Below are 18,730 nucleotides of genomic sequence, written 5' to 3'. Positions count from 1 at the left end.
TTATAGTGGAATTGAATATATTTCTTGCGTCAGCAACATCTTAAAAAAGATTTTCCCCCAAAGATTTACCTATGGTTTGTTTTGTCGTGACTCAGCATAGTGAAAGCGAACGTTTTCGTTAAGCCAAATGAGCAGAATTAAGTTCACTTAAACTCTGCCATGGCGAGAAAAGGTGCCATAAAATGGAACTCTCACTCTGTCTTCGCTACTCCAAAACATCTTGCCTTTAGGCAACTAATAATCCACGGACCACACGGAGAACACAGATTTTGTTTAAAGATTCTCCTCAAGATTCTAGTTAAGATTTCGAGCATCTTAGATGCGATCCATAACAAATCCCTCCTGCAGAGCAACGTACTGTTGCGCATTTTCAGTTAGGATTCTTCTAAAGATTTTGATACACAAGCAAAAACGGGCTGAAAGCTCAATGGTTTCCCTAGCCCAGGGCAACACCCTGAGGAAGAGCGTATTTTGGTCAAAGATTATAGTTAAAGATTATGTTGTAGCTGCCTACCTTAGTGATAGATTATTTCTGGCCATAGGCCATATTTTTATTAAAGATTTCCCCCAAAGATTTACCTGTGGTTTGTTTTGTCGTGACTCAGCATAGTGAAAGCGCGCTCTCACTCTGTCTTCGCTACTCCAAAACATCTTGCGAAGCAACTTCCAAAATAATTCCGTTTAAATTCCGATGATCCGTATCACATTCACTCTAACAGCCTCCCAGGATGTTCCAGTTCTTCTACCAGTTTATCTACAATCGTGCAAGGCTTATGCATCGCATAGTTGCCATCATTATGTAATGCCCGAAGTTGTTTTGCAAAGCGCTTGGCCAAGTCCTCACGACCATACTGCTGAAGTAAGCTGTATATATCGGGATTTCCTTTCCGATACTTAAAGCCTTCATCGCCCATCTTCTTACGAAAGGCATCTTGCAATTTGTCAATGTAGGCCTCGCGGCTAATGGCTGTGTCAAGATACTCAAAATGCAAATAGTACCAGAGTTCAAAGGCTTCATTCGTCCAGGCACTTTGGAAACCCAACTTATGGGCTTTCTTGATGGCATCGTTAAAATCATCGAAATCATCCTTGTCAAATACCACCCACACACGGTCAAAAGACATGGCATTTTTACGCTCCAGTTCTGTCTTGATTTCCTGTGTTCTGTCAATCAAAGCTACCGTAGCCCTACCTTCGCCCTCAATCGTCACCTCACGGACAGTAGAAATGTAGTTCTTGATTAGAGCCTCAAAGTAATGCGGCTCTGTCTTCGTACCTTCACAGACTATGAGGAAACGCACGAGCTTTTCACGAACATTCTCCTTGCGTTTCTTGGCAGCCTTGGCTTCTTTTCGTTCCCGCCTCAGTTTTGCGATTTCTTCTTTTCTCGAATATCCCATAGCAGTACTCTATTTTCCAATGAAAGGTATAGCGCCATATCGTCCGCGAATATAATCTCGCTTGATGTCACGATCATTGCGCACTTTCTTTCCATCCTCATCCTTGAATTCCACAAGAGAATAGATATCTGTAGCCTCCACCGTATCCTTCTCAGCGAACCAGATTTGGTCACGCCGAATAATTTCCAAATCAAGCAGATTTGTATCGTGAGTAGCGAAGATCAACTGTGCACCATGTCTGTTCTTCTCTGGATCCATGAATAGAAGTACGATGTTCCGAGTCAGTAATGGGTGAAGCTTTGCATCAAGTTCATCAACAATCAGAGTCTTGCCCTCGTTCAGCGTATCAAATATAGGGCCGGAAATCTCTATAACTTTCTTCGTCCCCTCAGACTCCATCTGATTCTTGTGGAAATTGCGTTCCCCTATCACAAGACCATTTTCATTATAGACATTATGAGTAGTAATTGGCTCAACAAAACTACCTGTCACAATATCCTTTTCAAGCTGTGCCCTTATAGACAGAGGAGCACTATCTAAGGCTTCTTTGGGAATATCTACTTTCTTTACAGAAAATCGGGTAAAGCCCAGTTGCAGAGTTTTAAAAAACTCCTGAGCCTGATCAGCTCCATTCAAATGCTCCAAAAACATTCTGAGCGTAAAGGCCTCATAACCTTCACTATCGATTCCTGATAGTACATTACATTCACCAAACCAGCCCATTATCGAATTGGACTTTTCACCCTTCAGCTGAGCAACAAGTGACAGAAAGAGACGATTCGAATTGGTCAGATCTTCTTTTCCTTGACCTTCAGGGAATCTTTTCTCAGACACTTCAATGATGTCTCGCGAGCGCATGAAGAGTTCATACTCTTTCTCGCCAAATCGCTTCTCATAAAGCCACTCAGAGATAATATCGGTTTTGTTGTATTCAAAACCATAGCGATATAGGACCTCACCTTTTATAAACTGTATCTCAAACAACGTAGGTTGCGAGTCAGAATTTTCATCCAATGCAAAAGGGTCGTAAGGTAGCGCATCACCTTCATTCAAACGCACAGAACGTCTGACCATACTTCGCATAGTAGATATTGCCAGAATGAAATTACTCTTGCCACTAGAATTTGCACCATAGAAAACTGCCAACGGAAGCAGCTTGTATTTACCTTTGTTGATGACAGACTTTTTATGTTCCTTTATGGAACTCGCCTCCATACCAAAAGTTCGTTCCTGTTTAAAAGAGCGATAATTCTTAACTGTGAAATTTACTAGCATATCTCAATTTTTTGTGCAAAGATACAAATAACAATCGGCATAACCTGTAAATTACGAGAAAATATCTCAAAAATCAAGACGTTTTAACACAAACAACCTATTTAACAGCCCAAAAATTAGAAAAAAAAACACATTTTTCATTGTAAGCCATCAGCGAACCCCGTCTTGCAGAGTTCCTCCTAAAATGTTAGAGAGATTTTCAAAATCTTGCAGGATTCTCCAAGATTCTCGGAATAAGTCCAGGATTCTTTGAGGATTTTCAAAGGATCTCAGAGGATGCCCTGCTGCTTGAGCCTGTGCGACAGGAGTGTAACTCCGTAACTCCGTAATTCCGTAACTCGCCCCAGCTGCTAAAATCATAATCCTTGATGTCGCTCACGATTCCTGCCTTCACTGGATTCTGGTGTATATATCTCAGAAGCGTTACGAAATAAGCCATGTCGTTCACCGGCTCACTCTTAAAGCGTTCTTTAAACAAGTGCCCGTCACGTCCATACTTCTTATTATAGTAATACACATAAGAACTTGCTATACGCTTAACCGTCTCCCCCACCTTCTCCTCACGCTCACGAATCAAAAGGTGGAAATGATTAGTCATCAGACAATAGCCATAATAGGTGCAGTTCGTTCCACAAGGAAGCCCGTTATCATCCGTACGCAAGCGCATCCGATCAAGAGTATTGATAAACTGCCAATTATCCTCTTCATCTTCAAGGCTGCGATTAAGCGAGTACAATGCCTAGCTCGCTTGAGCATTGTCGAGCGTGAGCAGGCTCGACCGAAGGTCAGAGATGTTTTGATGATTGATGCAACGTATCATCACATGAAATATCCCTGTGCAAGATTCCTTCCTCGCCTGCCTCGGCATGCTTGTATTTTAGATCAGTTTATACCCTCAGTTTAAGCTGATGCCACTGACCTGTCCCTCTGGCATAATCACTTGCACCAATCATCATGCCAGGTGATGTCATCGCACTGAAGAAACTCGCAACGTGGAAAACGTACATTCCCGGTGATTTCATCTGCGTCGTAGTTACTAGCGAATATAAAGTACTCCGTAAGGTGTCTGTCACTCAGCCTGACGAGCAAAGCATCAACTTCACGCAAATGGTCGATGGCACTCCCGAAGAGTCCAGCATCCCCAAGGACATCATCGTAGAGATATACAAGGTCGTCGGCAACTACCGACGCCAGTAACCAAAACAGACATCCACCGACTCAGCTCACGAAAAAGCTGAATCGGGGGATGCCTGTATATATGCCGCTATAATGCAAAGCCGTTCATCTACGACTCCACATCTTCCATCTTACTTCTTACTTATCACATCTATTCAGCTCTTCCATCACCAATCCTACGGACACGCCACCTCCATAACCAACAAACCCTCCGAACCCGAAGTCCATCTGGTATGCCGACATATCCTTATGCCTTGAAGTACCCAGCTGCTTCATGATCTTCTCGTTTATGTCCAGTATGCTGCGATAGTATCGCAGCCATCACTCCCATTGATTTTTTCTCTTGTACTTTTCCGTCAGTTCCAGAAGTTTTCTAAACTTCTCTACCCTCTCCGGCTTCATCTTACCAGCATTCAGCGCTTTACGATTCGCCTTCAGCCAATTCAGCATATCATGTTCCTCGATTCGGTGCTTCGACGGATTCCGATGGTTATCCTCCAGAAACCTCATCACCTCATTATATCTGACTATCCACTTCTCATCCTGCGTCATACCTACTCCCAATTATACACTTTCCTTATCATCTCCCTCAACCCTGTTGTCTGTGCTTTCAGTTTCTGTCTGCTTTTCTCACTATGGACTTTTGCCAAAGCTTTCCTCTCCATTTCATCTATATCTTCCAGATGCTTCTCCAAGTCCAACCTATTATCTTCACTCATCTCGTCATTTTCATAGCTTAGCAGTTTACCAGAGACATTTACCAATTCGTTAAGAAATCGCATAACACCAACCACTCCAGCCAACTCTGATTTATGATCATCCTGCAATAGATAGTCCACCATCGCATTCGATGAATCCCCACCTAAATCCCGAACATACCCCACATGACCAAGAAACAAGGTTACTGTCGGATTCTTCAAATAGTCCTTCTCCGAGAAAACATCCAATACACCAGTCATTATCCGTATTTCAGAACTCAAGCTACTGTCTTTAACAGAATCCATCCTGCTTATGGCATACCTGTACCAAAGACTTTTCACCCGTGCGCTCTCTGCGAAACCATATATCTTCTTAAATCCCTCATGCATAGATGCCACCATATAGGCCAAGATCAGTTTTTCTTCTACGCTACTCTCTGCTCTTCCCATAGCCAAGGACAAAATCATCGTATCTAACTGGAGATACATTATATGCAATACTATATTGTCATCTTTCAGTAATGACCATCTTTTGTCCTTTGTCATATCATGGTCATATTTGGCTGCAAATTTCTCACACCAGTTTACCCTTTGCACTTGCTCCCTTATAATTTCCTTACGGTGCGTGATATGGCGCAGCGTTTCTCTTAAAAGTTCATCTGTAAAAACATCCTTGAACTGGCGACTCCCTGTCAGACTCTTTAAGTCAACAGGAGTGTCCCCGTTACTTTTCGGCAAAACATCACCTACCTCCTTCATCAACAACAGACTTAGTGGCTGAACAATCCTAATCATCATCAAAGCCCTATCCGTCTGCCCCTTCTCATTGATTGTTGATATATATTTGAAAAACTCAAAAGGCTTGTCGCTGTAATGATTCGAAACATCCCTAAGAATCTTATCCTCAGACTGGCCATACTTTTTCAAATATCTCTCTCCTTGCGCCATCAGCTCTGCACACTCCTCCGGGTACTTATTCTCTAACTTCAGTGCTATTACCTCCCATTCAGTCTTTTTGTTTGTAAAGCCATACAGGTATTTGTACAACTCATGACAAACCACGACTATTCTCCTAAGAAGGAATTTCTTTTCAATCGGTTCTTCCGCCCTGAAGTTGCACAACAGTAAAACACTGAGACACAACAGCGAATCACTTATATTCGCATGCAATCCAAAAATTTTCTTTACGTATGCATGATCTTGCTCCGAAAGAATGTCATTTGATGAGGGTTGCGACATAACGTTTCCGAAAGCATAGTCCAACAACAAGTCACCATAGATTTTATCCATGGCACCTCTCACCACAACTTTAATCTGTTCAATCTGTGCTTGTGTGGCTGGCTTTCTTCTGTTATTATTCTTCCCCATTTTCTCTTTTTGACTCTATTGTAACATTATAACATGACTGATTCGTGCGGCATCTAACATACATTCCTTAACTTCTGCACTCCCGAGAATATCATCCCTCAGTTCTGTTATGACTGAATTAACTAACTGACCTTTTATTTCAGGATTAGCCGATTTAAGACAAGATAAGAGCATGTTGGTGATGGTTAACCTTGCAGAGAGGATATCATGTGCAGTTTGTACTATTCTGATACTTGCGTTTACTATCTCATCAAACAAATATACGTTATACATGGCATCTTGCATTATGTAAGATATATAGTTTTTTTGTCCTTGTTCCATCTTGGCATATTCTTTGACTATCATCTCTCTAGGGAGGAAAATACCCATATAGTTTGATGCCATCAACAACTCCCTATAAGCCGTCACTTCAATCTGTTTCATATAGATATATGTTTCTGTTGAGATTATCCTCATGTGTTTCCCAAACTGACTCATAAAGAACCTGTCATCTGTTATCAAGCACCTCATTGGCTTATTCAATAACAGCAACAAAGTATTCATTGTCATAACTTGGAATTTGCTTTTCCCTTCATGATTAATCTCCAGTGTAACATCAGACATTTCCTTCTCACAGTACTTGTCCATCCACTGCACTAACTTGTTCAGTCGAATGTTCACGTCTTTTGAAAGATAGTCGTTATATCTCTTTAACCACTGGTTATCTAAAGCCTCCTTCAAATCAAACAGGGATAGGGTATCACTTGATTTAGAGCATTTCAACACAAACTCGTAGGTAGATGATGATACCACGAATTTATTCGGATAGCAGCATCCTGTCTTTTGTTGAAATTCAAAAAATAATATAACAGCAGTAATGTCCAAAACAAATGTGACATCCTTTTGGGCTTTATCACTGAAAGAGATTTGGTTTAGCCGTTGCCAAGGCTCAACAATTACTTTTGAACTTGAAAACAAACAACTGTATGTATCTTCAAGAGCCTGATTATGAGACACCAAGTGTATCAATCCCTTTTCACCACGCTCATAAGCTTCTTGCAGTTCTTTTAATTGCTGTAGATAGTCTTGGTTGCTTGGACCTATAGCATCAATAGCTTTTTCAAAACTTTCAAACGGTTTTTCTGGATCAATCGTTATTGGCTTCATAAACGGATTGGAACCATTGCAGCTTTCTAATAGGATGTCTAGTGAAAGTTTTCCATATTTGTCTACGACATGTACAATAGTTAATTCTACATTTTTACCATTTATCTCACAGACGACGCTGTCACCTTCCTGATGCCCTAAGAGTTTTTCACCAACGTCATTCCCTATTTCAACAGGGAACACAGACCTATTGTCATCACCCATATCACATATGGCGAACAGTCCCACCTCTGCAGTTGGGTAATTCCGACTTACAACACCTTTTATATATCCCTGACTCCCTTCATTGAAATAATATGTTTTGACACCCCAATCATTTGAAACTAATACATATTGATATAGGATTTCAGCTGCGCAATCCAGATATTTGTTTTCTGCAAACACCTGATACACCTTTTGCATATAGGAAGGATGACTATAGCTGAAACCAACCATCTCTCGTTCATACTCTTTCAACTTTTCAGGATGGAGCCTTCCTAACAATTTCAAATGATGCACTTTTACATCTTCGTCATTAGGATGGCGTTTAATTAACTCTTCAACTACTTCAAGGGCATTATCATAGTCCTCCATCTGCATAGAACATTCAAATTCTATGGATAGAATTTCGTCATCACATAATGCCCCCTTCTTTCTCTCTTCAGTAAGTAGTCTGTATAGTTGAGACCTCTTCGACGGAATCTGTGCCATGATTCCTAATGCTATACGTTGCCCTAGATCTCTCGGTGAATCCCCTGCTTTTGCTGGAAGTATCTGCTCAGCCAATTCTGCTTCCCCATGTTTTGAAAGAACCATCGCCACATAGGGTTTCATAGGCTCTGACAGGCTATTAACAAGTGCTTTAAGTCTATTTACGTCAACCTCTCCATCCGAATAATGAAGGCAAAGTTGTTTCAAAGCCTCATAATCACTATTTTGGCCGAAGTCCTCTTCTTTTATCAGCTGGAGTATAGTCTTTGAGGTATTTTTGAAAACATTGAAAGCAATATATTTGGCAGAAGAAGGGTTGAACTTAAACCCATTCTCGCGCCTTACATCAAAAATCCACTTGAGATAGTCAATATTCTTGGCCCAGAAGGCCATCAGAATAACATAGTTGGCTATATTGACCGTTATCTTTGACCGCATTGATGCAATATTAGCGAAGGCTTCACTATATCTTTCCTTCACCATAAGCATTGATGTAATATCCAATGTCTGATGGTCTTGATGATGCTTCAAATCCTTGGGATCTATCTTCATAACCTCATCAATCCATGACTCATGCCTGTCCAAAACGAATCCCCAGTAACAATATTGTAACTTAACCATACGCAGACTTCTCTCCACCTCTCGAGTTGAGAGCAGCCTATAGAATTGTTCAGCAAAATTAAAAGCTTCCTGATATTTGTCCATATTCACCATATCGGGATTCAATGCCAACAAAAGCAAGCCACCCAGATTAACATTATGGCAAGTCAGAGCAAACATCCAGCCAAAGATGTTGCTATATGTCAAATTCTGATAAGCTACAACCTTCTTGTCATCAAACAGAAAATTTGATTCTTTATCAGAATTTCCTCTTATTGAGAGAACCTCATATCGAAGTCTATAATCCTCTTTTTGTTTTGCCGGTAACTGCCCATAGGCAGCTTCAACGTCATCAGAGCTCAGCACATTTGTGACAATCCTCATCACATTGTTTTCAGGGAGTGACAAACATATCTGCTTTGCTTTCTCATAAGCGCCTTGATATAGCAGACGCTGCGCTTCCTTCTCCTTGATGCCAGGGTCTTGGGGAGCTAATTTATAGGCATCATGGAATAAAGAAAAAGCTTTCCCCGTTTGGTCAAAGAAGAGGGTTAGGCCTTTCTGATACTTTATCTTGGCTTCAAGCTGTGAGTTTCTTGCTATCAGTTCTGAAAAAGAATTCTCAATATCGTTCAACAGGCTCAAAGCACTATCCAACTGAAGTCTTTCTATCAAACTTGCTACTGATTTATTGAGAATAGATAGAAGTTTGTTGACAGTTTCCTCACCTGATGAGCTATTACGTTCCTTTAAAAGATTCTTTAGTTCGACAAGTTTAACTTCAATTTGCGTAAGTTGCTCCCTATCCTTTTCGTGTTCTAAATGCAGTTGATTCATGACTTGTGCGAATCCTTCTTGCATTCTCAAATCATGTATTTCCTGCTTATGCTCAATGATAAAACTGTAGCAAATACTGTCTTTCTGTAACTCTTCTACCCATAGCCTTACTAGAGAGTCATATTCCTTTGATATGCTTTCGCCTGCCAGGAATTGACGGAGTTCATTTAAATGAGTTTGCCACCGATGTTCTTCAATCTCCCGAATTCCTTTGTTGACAGACCAAGTCTTTATAGCCTTGCGGAAGCATTCGTAAACATGAACCTCAAGGTTTTTATTCCCGTTAAACCAAGTCTTTATAAGGGGAACATTGCCTGCGGCAACCGAAACAGCAAAGCTTACTATCGTTTGGAAAATAAATGATGATGTTGTTGGATCCATACGTTGTAACACTCGTTATATATTCACATTATATCCCGCTTCATTTTGTCAAAGCATCGATGATTGTTCTTTGAGAAGTGAAGCCCAAAGATATCTTCCTTCACTTCGTCTGCAGTCTTATGCATCAATCGGGCTATCTGACGAATATTCGACATCGGGTATTTCCTTTTCAGGTCAAGTAGTCGAAGCGCTTCACCCTTGTGATATTCATATCGTTCCTCTAACCGAAACAGTTTGGCGTATGAAGCATAGACTCCATGTGCATTGATTTTCATACGATAGCAGTCTTTATGTCTCATAAACCCACTGGTGCAAACTTTCTCCTGACTTACCTTGAAATGGATTTGTTTGTTGGCATCAAAATCCTCGCTACAAGGTGCGACTAACTTCAGCCCGTCCAACGAATCACTCAACGGATTCTTCCGCTTAAGCCGTTCATTACAGACAGGACAAGATGGTACAAAGTTATGCAACGACAATGCAACCAATGGGCAATCGTCTTTGGCTAGTGCATGATCAAGGTCAAACTGTGATTTCATTTCATCATCATCGACTATATATGGATTGATATACGCCATGTCACAATAGTAGCAGGTGTGTATATTCAAATCGTCCATTTTCTTTCTGAAGAAGCCAGAGATAACCCCCTGATGAGTTTGATGACCAGCTCCAGTTTTATCGTAATTGAAAACCATATTCGGAAGATAGCTTTTGATAGTCGCTAACTCCTCCTTCTGTTCCTGAGTCTCACTTGGGAGATTCTGATATCGCTCATAGACATCGACAAGTTCACAGAACGTTGCCGACATCAACTCTTTCACGCTTTCAGTAAAGACAGACAGAGCTGGATGTAATTCCTTAAAATCCCTCCAGCGTTCTTCCAACTCGTCCAAGTCTTTAAACTCCGAGACGTATTCGCTGGCGAGAGCAATCCACGCATCCCCTTCTGGATATACTTTCCCTGTCATGACTCTGTATTGCTAACTCTGGCTTTTAGTTCGTCAAGACGCTGCTGTGTGCGCTCAATCTCGTCTTGTATGTCATTAGGCGCATATTCAGAAAGCATCTCGTAATACATCTGCGTCACATCATCCTTCAAATAGCCGTCGGCTATTTGGTCTATCAAGAGTCTGAAAAACAACTTCTTTTCCAAGAAAGCTTCTTTTCTTAACGTCCTATTTTGTTGATGGTACAACTTTACAATATCATCAATTTGTTTCAAGGCCACATCGCCGATAGTATTTTCAAGGAAGAAGTGATCATCCAATAGGTCATAAATATTGGCTGCAAAGGTCCTCTTGTTCGGTTTCTGCTTTCCATCTTTCGAAAGGTATATGACATTGTTATCCAGCATGTCCGTCAGGATAAATGGAGAATGAGTCACAAAGATAAGGTGAATCCCCTTAATATTCTTCAAACCCGCATGTTTCATTTGCTCCAAGAGATAGTTGATAAGGGTCCGCTGGAATTCCGGGTGGAAATAAAGTTCCACTTCTTCAAATATTACCGACACATAGTCATACTCCAGCCTTTGCTGCTCACCAATTCTATAATCAAGATTCCTCAAATGATACACCAGTGCACCTGCAGAGTTTAGACGTTGCATCTGGCCAGAGCTCAGAGTTGAGAGGGCATACGTCTCATCTTTCTCATTTTTCAGTTCAATCTCTCCCTTAAACACAGGGGGAGGTAGGTGTTTTACCAGTTCAGAGAGTCTCATATTGTCACCACCAATGACAGCCTTTAACTTCTCAAATGTTACGAACCACTCATATCCTTCAGGAGTTCGGGCTATTTTCTCTGCCTGATACATTCCACCTTGCTGTTTCTTCAGATAATTAATAGTTTGGTGAAGTTTCATTGTTGTATAATCATCTTTTCGAAGAATGCTTTCAATATCTCGCTTCAGTTCTTCCTTTATGCCAATTGTTGGCCATTGCAATTTCAAAGCCTCACAAGTCGCATCGTAATGATAAGGTCTCTTTTTATATGGTTCATACGTTGAGAGAATTTCTATTATTTTGTAAGGAATATACAAAATCGCCTTGTGAGTCGGTATATCAGGCTCTTGCAAATACGTTTCCATCGATTCTTCCAGCTCAACAACATTGATTTCCCTTAACACCTCCCACACAGCCATAAGCAAAAGTAGTCTGTACAATTGAGCAAAGTTCATCCATCTTAATGGCCTGCCTGGTAGGAAATAATCCATTTCCTCTATCAAGTCAAAATAATAACCATCTTTTTCTTCCTCAAATACCTGAGCCATAATATCCACATATTTCGCCAACTCAGGATAATCATGTTTGATTGGATGATCAACCTCATAGCTTGTCAACCATCTGAAAATACAATCGTTTTTGTCCATTAAATCATGGAATGACGAGAAAAATTCATGAAAGTTGCCTATTAATTCCTTTCCCACTTCCTCGGGATTACTACTCTCAAGATCATCTCTCATTCTACATTCATCATCAACTACATTTTCAAAATATTGTCGTAGCGTGACATCCAGTAGTTTTGTTTTTTTATCCAAAGAGAAGGCAAATCCGTATGCTTCCACCCCATCACTTACGATACGTTGAATTTTGTTTGAGCCTGCCTCTGTAAAGACGGCCATTAATCGTTGCACCGACAAATCCAACTCTTTATTAACGTTGATAATACCATTAGTGCGCATGGGATTCAACACCAATGGGGTCTGATAGGAATCGTTCTTATGGAATAGTCCGTCTAGCCAACTTCCATTACCAGGTGTTTCGTATGCGAAGATGTTTGAGTTATATGAATACAATGCATAGTTGATTACAAGTGTATAGAACAATTGTTGTCGATGGTCTTCCATCAGGTTATTTAATCTCTCTGTAGAAGTACCTTCGTAATATCCTATTCTTCTGTTGCCTTCAAACCATTTTGTATCATAATCATCGCATCGAACGCAGTAAATGGTATTATTAACCTCATAAAAGAGGCAAGCACGTAAACCCTTCACATAACAGAGTGTTTCCTGAGAAGCCCGAAAACCCATCGTACAAGCGAAGTTATTCAGGATGCGTAGCATCAATTCTATCAGTGTACTCTTACCTTCACCATTCTTTCCAACAATAGCAGACACCTCTACATGAATTATACGATCCCCATGCCCCTTTATGTCGTAAACCCTCAGTTTCTGTTCTACATTCTGCTTCTTACGAACAAAGTCTGTATCTCCTACATCTTCGTAGCTATTATCGAAGAAATAGGTTTTCTTATTGTCCAAACACTTTCTGAAGTTCTTGGGACAACCATCTAACACCCGTAATGCAATTATCTTAAACATACCATTATCGAATCAATAATAATGTACTGTATGTTGCGATACCATCGCGACCTCAAAGCCACTGCTCCCTACGACTTTCCATAGAGCCTTCATATCATACATTCCAGATCTCCTCTCCAAATTTCTTCATCGTGCATTACATTGTCATGAATGTAACAAAACCATGCTGTACGCCGTCTTCAATCGTTTTACATTCCGTACCCATCAACGCATTGTATTCATCAATGGCTGTTTGATTCTCCTTTTTGTAGAAATAAGCCATACACATATCATCATACGCATTAAAGCCCTTCATCATTTCAAGCATACGCTTGTCATCCTCTTTATAACTGTCCTTGATATTCAATATCCCCGGAGAAATCCTTCTCATGTTCTCAATCATAACATTTAGCAAATCAGATGGATTTGAATTGTAGCAGTCAATCGTCTGATGATTCAATGCCGAATCCCCGTTAAGGGTCTCAACATTAAAATGAAGCTTATTCTCATCGTCACTCCCTTTATGTGGCATATCTACCCTTACAACGTATGGCACTCGGTTTCTGTCATAAAGATAAATCTTCATTCTTGTCGTGTGGGCCTCGCTTCCTCTTTCCTCTACACTCAGTTTTTCATTCAGGGGAGCATCGGGTATTTCTATTCTGAAAATGTATGCATTATGGAAGTTATACAGAAAGAAACACATCATATCAAGCAATGACTCATGATATTTCTCATCCGACAATGTAGCAATTAGCAGAGAAGAGCAGAATGACACAAATGCACAATACCCCTGCATTATCTATACCGTAGAGTAAACGCCATCTAGCAGATATTTTGTGTTAATTGGACTCTCTTCTTTTATTTCCAATCCAAAAAATATTACCCTACCTAAGAACGACATCAGTACCTCCCTGTGATAGAGTGTAACCCCGTCAGGGCTACCATAGGTTTTTATTCTTTCAGGCAATTCCCCTGTCTCTTGAAGGAACAGATTGATGATAAACTGAGAGAATGAACAGTTCGTAATGATAAGGTTATCACGCAGTCTTGCGCCCAGTTTTCCGATACCAAAATCCAAGTGGTAATTGTCGAAATAACTTCGCAATTCCGTAAAAATATTATCCTGTACTTGCAGATACCTGATAAGCGAGAAATCCAGTTGGCACCCCAGTTCCTCAAAAGGCCCATACAGATGTTTGCCATTTTTATCTTGCAACTTTACCCATCTGTGTTTTGACAAGCTGTCATACACCTCCTCTAACGGGATATTGATAGGTATAGGCATGTAATACAACTCAATGATTGCCTTGAAGTCGTCGAACGTAACACCATAGTCGTGGATGTATTTGAAAAGTGACGTCCAAAGATAGCGTTCTGTTGGAGTCAATATCCCGTCGAACTTCAGTTTCTCATAGTCCGAAACACTATGGTCTCTTGCCAGCATATCAATGCTCTCCAATAGTAATTCTTTCCTATCGTCAGGCATATTTGCATTAACAAGCTCTTTAGTGTACTTCTCCTTATAGTAGTTATAGCGTTCAAACTCTTCTTCCTGCAGTTTATGCAAACGCTTCAACGGATCCATTCTTGTGTCCTCCATATTGCCTCACCACCTCACAATTTCCTGTATACAGACCGTATTCGCCATCTCCGTCACAATATGTGGCAGGCCATCCTTTTTCATCAGATATGCCAGTATCTTCCCCGACGGATGTCCATACGAATTGGTGCTACCACACGACACGGGAAAATAATACACGCGGTCTATATCGTTCTTCTTCACTTCAAACGATTTCAGGCTACCATGATGCGGCAATTGGACAGTACCGATGTTTTGCCACACATCTGAATAAAGTCTACTCTTCCATTCATATATATCACAGTCACTGTCCCCGGTATAAAGGCACCCAACCCGCCTAAACCTCATACGCTTAAACATATTTGAGTACATCAGGCACATCATATAATTCAAGCCTTCTCTTGCTGGCCCTGAATACAGTAGCAGCGAATTCACGTTCACGCCTCCAGCCACCTTCTCATAGGCAGACTTTATAGCTTTTCTCAACTTCTTATTCCTAATAATCCCAGCTACATATCTCTCGTCCAGAAGCAAATGAAGTAGTTCGTCACTGCTTCCCACAACAGGTAATCCACTCCTTATAGACTCCTCCTTGAAATCAGGGTCAGACAACATTCTATCAAATTTTTCCAAGAGTTCCTTCCTGCGCGACATTGCACTGATATTACGCGGTATCAATACCCATTCGGGTTCACCCTCTTCTATTTGCAACGTTATCTTCTCCCCACCAGCTGTGACATTACCTTTATCATCATTACTCCCTATGAACGTTATACGAGTATCAATACCATTATTGTTACCATCTACTCTATTAAGAATCCACCTTAAAAATGTCTCCGTTTCCTGATGGTTGGCAATGTAATTCAGGTTTATACCAATTCTAACCTCTTCTTTGTAGACTAATGGCAAGACAATATTCCGTACCTTTCCATCCACACTTTCTATTAGTGTATTCGCTAGCGACACATGGTCGAAATCCAAATGCGAGATAAACAGGTAGTCTATCGTATCATTCTTATCAAAAGCAAGGTTTACAACCTTCTTGGCTTTTGTAATGGCCCCCCAGGATGTGCCACAATCATATACGATATTGTACTTGGCCTGAGGATTATCCTCCTCATAGAACCGCTCCGAGTAAAACGCCCCTTGCCCTACTGGATGAAATGTACGTACTACCTTCATATCTTCACTTTTACATTCTCTTTGCCACCACCCCCTATGGTTTTCCGTAGGGCCTTTATCTCTCCCCCTTCCTTCACCCACATCCCCCACATGGGGCACTTCTCCAACTCAGAATAATCGCCGTATTGGACTTGGGCATCACAGAGCATGTCTGTGAAGCGGGAGCTGTAGTGCAGGTCACCGAAGAAATCGGTTTCGAGGTTGAACACTTTCAGGTTTATATCCATCTCATCGGCCATGCGCTTGGAGAGACCGGTTTTTTGGCGTAGATGACAGTATAGTTCCACTACAGCCTCGGTGAATATCGCCAGTTTCGTGTAGGTATCACCATAACCAGTGAAGCCAGCAAACCAATCCTCATGCTCCTTGCACGTCTTGGCCAGACATCTGAAGATGATATAGCAACTACCGGCAGCAGCTTCGTATGCTCCGCTGTTCACCAGTTCTGCCGTTTTCTGGGCAAATGACGATAAGGCTAAAGCAATAGCCATATCATCATTCTTCTTCAAAGCTGTTTGATAAGCTGATGCCACTGACCTGTCCCTCTGGCATCTGTCCCAGGCATCGAAAGTCGAAGACTTTCACTTCCATCCTCACCATACTTCCCATCTTTCGCTTCAAAGATAACGCTAGGTTCAATAACCTCTACCGTATGCCACATACCCTTTGGCACCTGACATCCGAATTTACCATCTGTAGGACAAAGATGAATACGTTTGACTTCCCGTAATGCCACCTTACGAGCAACATCAATCAGTCGAGAGTCACCATCTTCTGTGTACTCCACCACCTCCTCGTATAACACCTCATCCATACGACCAGTTAGCAATAACACATTCTCCACCGAATTAGGATGCCGATGTATGGGCACTTCTGTACCAGGCAGCAAAGCATTGAGCATTTGCTGAGAATGATCCTCATTAGAGGTACGCATGTCATAGTTCTGACGAAGACGAGGATTCTCCTTCGCCTTTTCAAAGAGAGAATCAATCAGGGATTTATCAATTTGAATCATAACTTTTTAATGAAGAATAAAAACAAAAGGATTGCCAAAGACACCTTAGCAATCCTATCATTTAATATGCTCGTAATACTACTTCAAAAGCCTCAGCATACTCTTGTCCCCACTGACCACCTCTCATAGCCGCAAGACCAGTAATATACTCTGCAGAACGAGGATGAGGATAAGGACGCATCACACCACGGTACATAGAAAGAGCCTTGATTTTTGCATCAACGCCCTCCTTACCTACCTCAACATAACAGTTGGGATTGAAAGTCACCATCGCATTATTGATTTTCCACTCTGTGCAAGAAGGAACTTCCATATACCAGAACTCCTTCACGCGCTTCACCTCCGGACGACGTTGAAAGAGACGAATAGCCTCTTGACAGGCCATGCTAGTCTGCATGTGATCATTGTTTGTATCAGCAGGGTGATGAGTAATAACAACATCCGGTTCACTCTCTCTTATTGCCGATTCTATAAACTGCACCAATTTCAAGTGCGGTACAGTATTCATCTCAATATTCGGGAAAGTACCCTCATAGATTTTGTTTACTCCCAGGAACTTATTTGACTCATTTGTATCATCTCCGAGTTCCTCATCAGAAGGACGAAATGCACGCGCTTTCGCTTCGGTACACATGATACACACATCTACAGTATCACCATGATGTGCCCATTTCCACATAGATGCGCCAGCACCTAACGTCTCATCATCAGGATGAGCTACTACAAGTAAATATTTCATATTATCTTCATTTAATTTATATATAACAATAGGATGAATCCCATTTCAATCCATCCTATTTATAATCGTTTCAAAATATAACTCGCTATCAGAAGTCACCGTAGGAAAGTGTTCAATATATCATAATCTCCTTAATTCAAGGTATTTGCAAGCGCTCCAGTTCTATTGAGTTCGCTAAAATTAAAGATTTATTTAATTTATTGCCAACCTGGGAGTATCATTTTTGCAAAATCATGCTCACCATAGTTTCACAATGTCATAGAGCCGACCCCCGTATTACTCGTCACTCTCAGACATCAGACTTCAGACCTCAGACTTCTCATCTCCCACTCCACCATCTTCATCAGCTTCGGCAACATCTGTTCTATCTTCCAGCACTTCACCTTGCCATACTTGTCAAAGTCCATATCATCCAGAAGTTCATTACACAACTCCTCATCCATGTCCCCACCATAGCCTGCGGCTACAACGGCGATAGCGGCAAGTCTGCGGGCATCCTTGTCTGTTCTTAATTCCGTACTCATCAGTATCGATGGTAAATACTCATAGATGATATTGCAATAGTGCAGCATTACCGGGTAATCTTCGATGTCCTGAAGATAAGCTTCCAGCATCTCCTCCTGATACTGCCGAAGCAGGAGGAAGAACTTTTCCTTTCTAATCTTGCCCTTCAGGTACTGAGGCTGAGTCTTCACCCAGAACAGTGCATGCGACAACACAATCCTATCCTCAGAACGATGGAAATAGAACAGACTGTCCTCTTCCGATGACCACGATTCATGCAGTTTCTGCTCCATCTGAGCAAACATCTGCTTGCGCAACTTTCTTAGCTCATTTTTCTCCATTGTTTCAAGAAATACATAAAAGGTCCTGTTTCACCCTCATACTTCAGACTTCATTAAGCCGGCCACCCCCGTTTCAGATTTCAGCAAAAACGCAGATTTTGGACGCTTACATTACTTTCTAAGCAATACATAAAAGGTCCTAACGAAGTAATATGAATCTATACACATCTTTGCAAACAACCCCCAAAATAAAGAAAGTGCCATAACCTTAGCAAATTGATAAATAGAAACCCCGTAAAATGTAAACTCAAAAGAAAAATTGAAAGAAGATAATAAATACGAATAGATTGTTAGAACAGCAGAAACGATAACAACCCTTTGATTATAGCTAACGAAAGACCTAAATATCTCTTTCTTTCTTTTCATAAATCTGATTGTTTCTGTATCTGATTGTAGTATTATGGCAATGAATGTCAGCATAAAGCCAAAAACTCCCAAACCTATAGCAGGAAATCCACTAATGAGAGATATATAATGGTATCTATCAGGACTTATGAA

17 protein-coding genes and 1 pseudogene are annotated in these 18,730 nt (G+C 41.0%); 1 reads left to right on the top strand and 17 read right to left on the bottom strand.

The window, feature by feature from the left end:
- Positions 1-707: 707 nt before the first annotated feature.
- The 3 genes from CIK90_RS11855 to CIK90_RS11845 all read right to left on the bottom strand — a co-directional run bounded on the left by CIK90_RS11855 (position 708) and on the right by CIK90_RS11845 (position 3,411).
- A complete protein-coding gene (locus CIK90_RS11855; protein WP_094391641.1) occupies positions 708-1,400 on the bottom strand; it encodes an RloB family protein in 693 nt (230 codons plus the stop codon).
- Positions 1,401-1,409: 9 nt separating this feature from the next.
- Positions 1,410-2,675 (bottom strand): ATP/GTP-binding protein, encoded by a 1,266-nt coding sequence (locus CIK90_RS11850; RefSeq protein ID WP_094391640.1) that lies wholly within the window; start codon positions 2,673-2,675, stop codon positions 1,410-1,412.
- Positions 2,676-2,934: 259 nt separating this feature from the next.
- Positions 2,935-3,411: a transposase gene (locus CIK90_RS11845; protein ID WP_144007279.1), complete on the bottom strand. Its 477-nt coding sequence runs from the start codon at positions 3,409-3,411 to the stop codon at positions 2,935-2,937.
- A 218-nt stretch (positions 3,412-3,629) separates the two neighbouring features.
- Between CIK90_RS11845 and CIK90_RS11840 the strand changes: the two genes are divergently transcribed.
- Positions 3,630-3,872: a hypothetical protein gene (locus CIK90_RS11840; protein ID WP_094436317.1), complete on the top strand. Its 243-nt coding sequence runs from the start codon at positions 3,630-3,632 to the stop codon at positions 3,870-3,872.
- A 117-nt stretch (positions 3,873-3,989) separates the two neighbouring features.
- Here the strand turns inward: CIK90_RS11840 and CIK90_RS14280 are convergent, their stop codons facing one another.
- The 14 genes and pseudogenes from CIK90_RS14280 to CIK90_RS14380 all read right to left on the bottom strand — a co-directional run.
- Positions 3,990-4,127: a hypothetical protein gene (locus CIK90_RS14280; RefSeq protein ID WP_158216068.1), complete on the bottom strand. Its 138-nt coding sequence runs from the start codon at positions 4,125-4,127 to the stop codon at positions 3,990-3,992.
- A 45-nt stretch (positions 4,128-4,172) separates the two neighbouring features.
- Positions 4,173-4,403: a hypothetical protein gene (locus CIK90_RS11835; RefSeq protein WP_094465602.1), complete on the bottom strand. Its 231-nt coding sequence runs from the start codon at positions 4,401-4,403 to the stop codon at positions 4,173-4,175.
- Between the two features lie 2 nt (positions 4,404-4,405).
- Positions 4,406-5,917 (bottom strand): hypothetical protein, encoded by a 1,512-nt coding sequence (locus CIK90_RS11830; protein ID WP_094465601.1) that lies wholly within the window; start codon positions 5,915-5,917, stop codon positions 4,406-4,408.
- A gap of 15 nt (positions 5,918-5,932) precedes the next feature.
- Entirely contained in the window at positions 5,933-9,571 is a 3,639-nt protein-coding gene (locus tag CIK90_RS11825) for a hypothetical protein (protein WP_094465599.1), read from the bottom strand.
- Between the two features lie 23 nt (positions 9,572-9,594).
- The gene (locus CIK90_RS11820) at positions 9,595-10,539 is read right to left on the bottom strand and encodes a hypothetical protein (RefSeq protein WP_094465597.1); all 945 of its coding nucleotides are present in this window, start codon (positions 10,537-10,539) and stop codon (positions 9,595-9,597) included.
- Positions 10,536-12,830 carry an AAA family ATPase gene (locus tag CIK90_RS11815; RefSeq protein WP_158216067.1) on the bottom strand — a complete coding sequence of 765 codons (2,295 nt, stop codon included), beginning with the start codon at positions 12,828-12,830 and terminating at the stop codon, positions 10,536-10,538. The genes CIK90_RS11820 and CIK90_RS11815 overlap by 4 nt, the downstream gene beginning before the upstream one ends.
- A gap of 196 nt (positions 12,831-13,026) precedes the next feature.
- The gene (locus CIK90_RS11810; protein ID WP_144007278.1) at positions 13,027-13,455 is read right to left on the bottom strand and encodes a YidC/Oxa1 family membrane protein insertase; all 429 of its coding nucleotides are present in this window, start codon (positions 13,453-13,455) and stop codon (positions 13,027-13,029) included.
- Positions 13,456-13,671: 216 nt separating this feature from the next.
- The gene (locus CIK90_RS11805; protein ID WP_094465591.1) at positions 13,672-14,472 is read right to left on the bottom strand and encodes a hypothetical protein; all 801 of its coding nucleotides are present in this window, start codon (positions 14,470-14,472) and stop codon (positions 13,672-13,674) included.
- A 6-nt stretch (positions 14,473-14,478) separates the two neighbouring features.
- On the bottom strand, positions 14,479-15,633 hold the full coding sequence (locus CIK90_RS11800) for an MBL fold metallo-hydrolase (RefSeq protein ID WP_094465589.1): 1,155 nt from the start codon (positions 15,631-15,633) through the stop codon (positions 14,479-14,481).
- A complete protein-coding gene (locus tag CIK90_RS11795; RefSeq protein ID WP_144007277.1) occupies positions 15,630-16,142 on the bottom strand; it encodes a hypothetical protein in 513 nt (170 codons plus the stop codon). Before CIK90_RS11795 ends, CIK90_RS11800 begins: the two co-directional genes overlap by 4 nt.
- An 83-nt stretch (positions 16,143-16,225) precedes the next feature.
- Positions 16,226-16,645, bottom strand: a pseudogene (locus CIK90_RS11790) (WbuC family cupin fold metalloprotein); the annotation flags it as partial.
- Positions 16,646-16,709: 64 nt separating this feature from the next.
- Entirely contained in the window at positions 16,710-17,387 is a 678-nt protein-coding gene (locus CIK90_RS11785; RefSeq protein WP_094465583.1) for a PIG-L deacetylase family protein, read from the bottom strand.
- 296 nt (positions 17,388-17,683) lie between these two features.
- Positions 17,684-18,232, bottom strand: coding sequence for a hypothetical protein (locus tag CIK90_RS11780; protein ID WP_094465580.1), 549 nt, complete (start codon positions 18,230-18,232; stop codon positions 17,684-17,686).
- Positions 18,233-18,343: 111 nt separating this feature from the next.
- On the bottom strand, positions 18,344-18,730 hold a 387-nt coding region (locus tag CIK90_RS14380), incomplete at its 5' end, for a hypothetical protein (protein ID WP_094465578.1).

Source organism: Prevotella sp. P5-126, from assembly GCF_002251185.1.
Classification (GTDB): domain Bacteria; phylum Bacteroidota; class Bacteroidia; order Bacteroidales; family Bacteroidaceae; genus Prevotella.
Note: the sequence above shows the minus strand (reverse complement) of the source record. Positions and strands in the feature narration are given on the sequence as shown.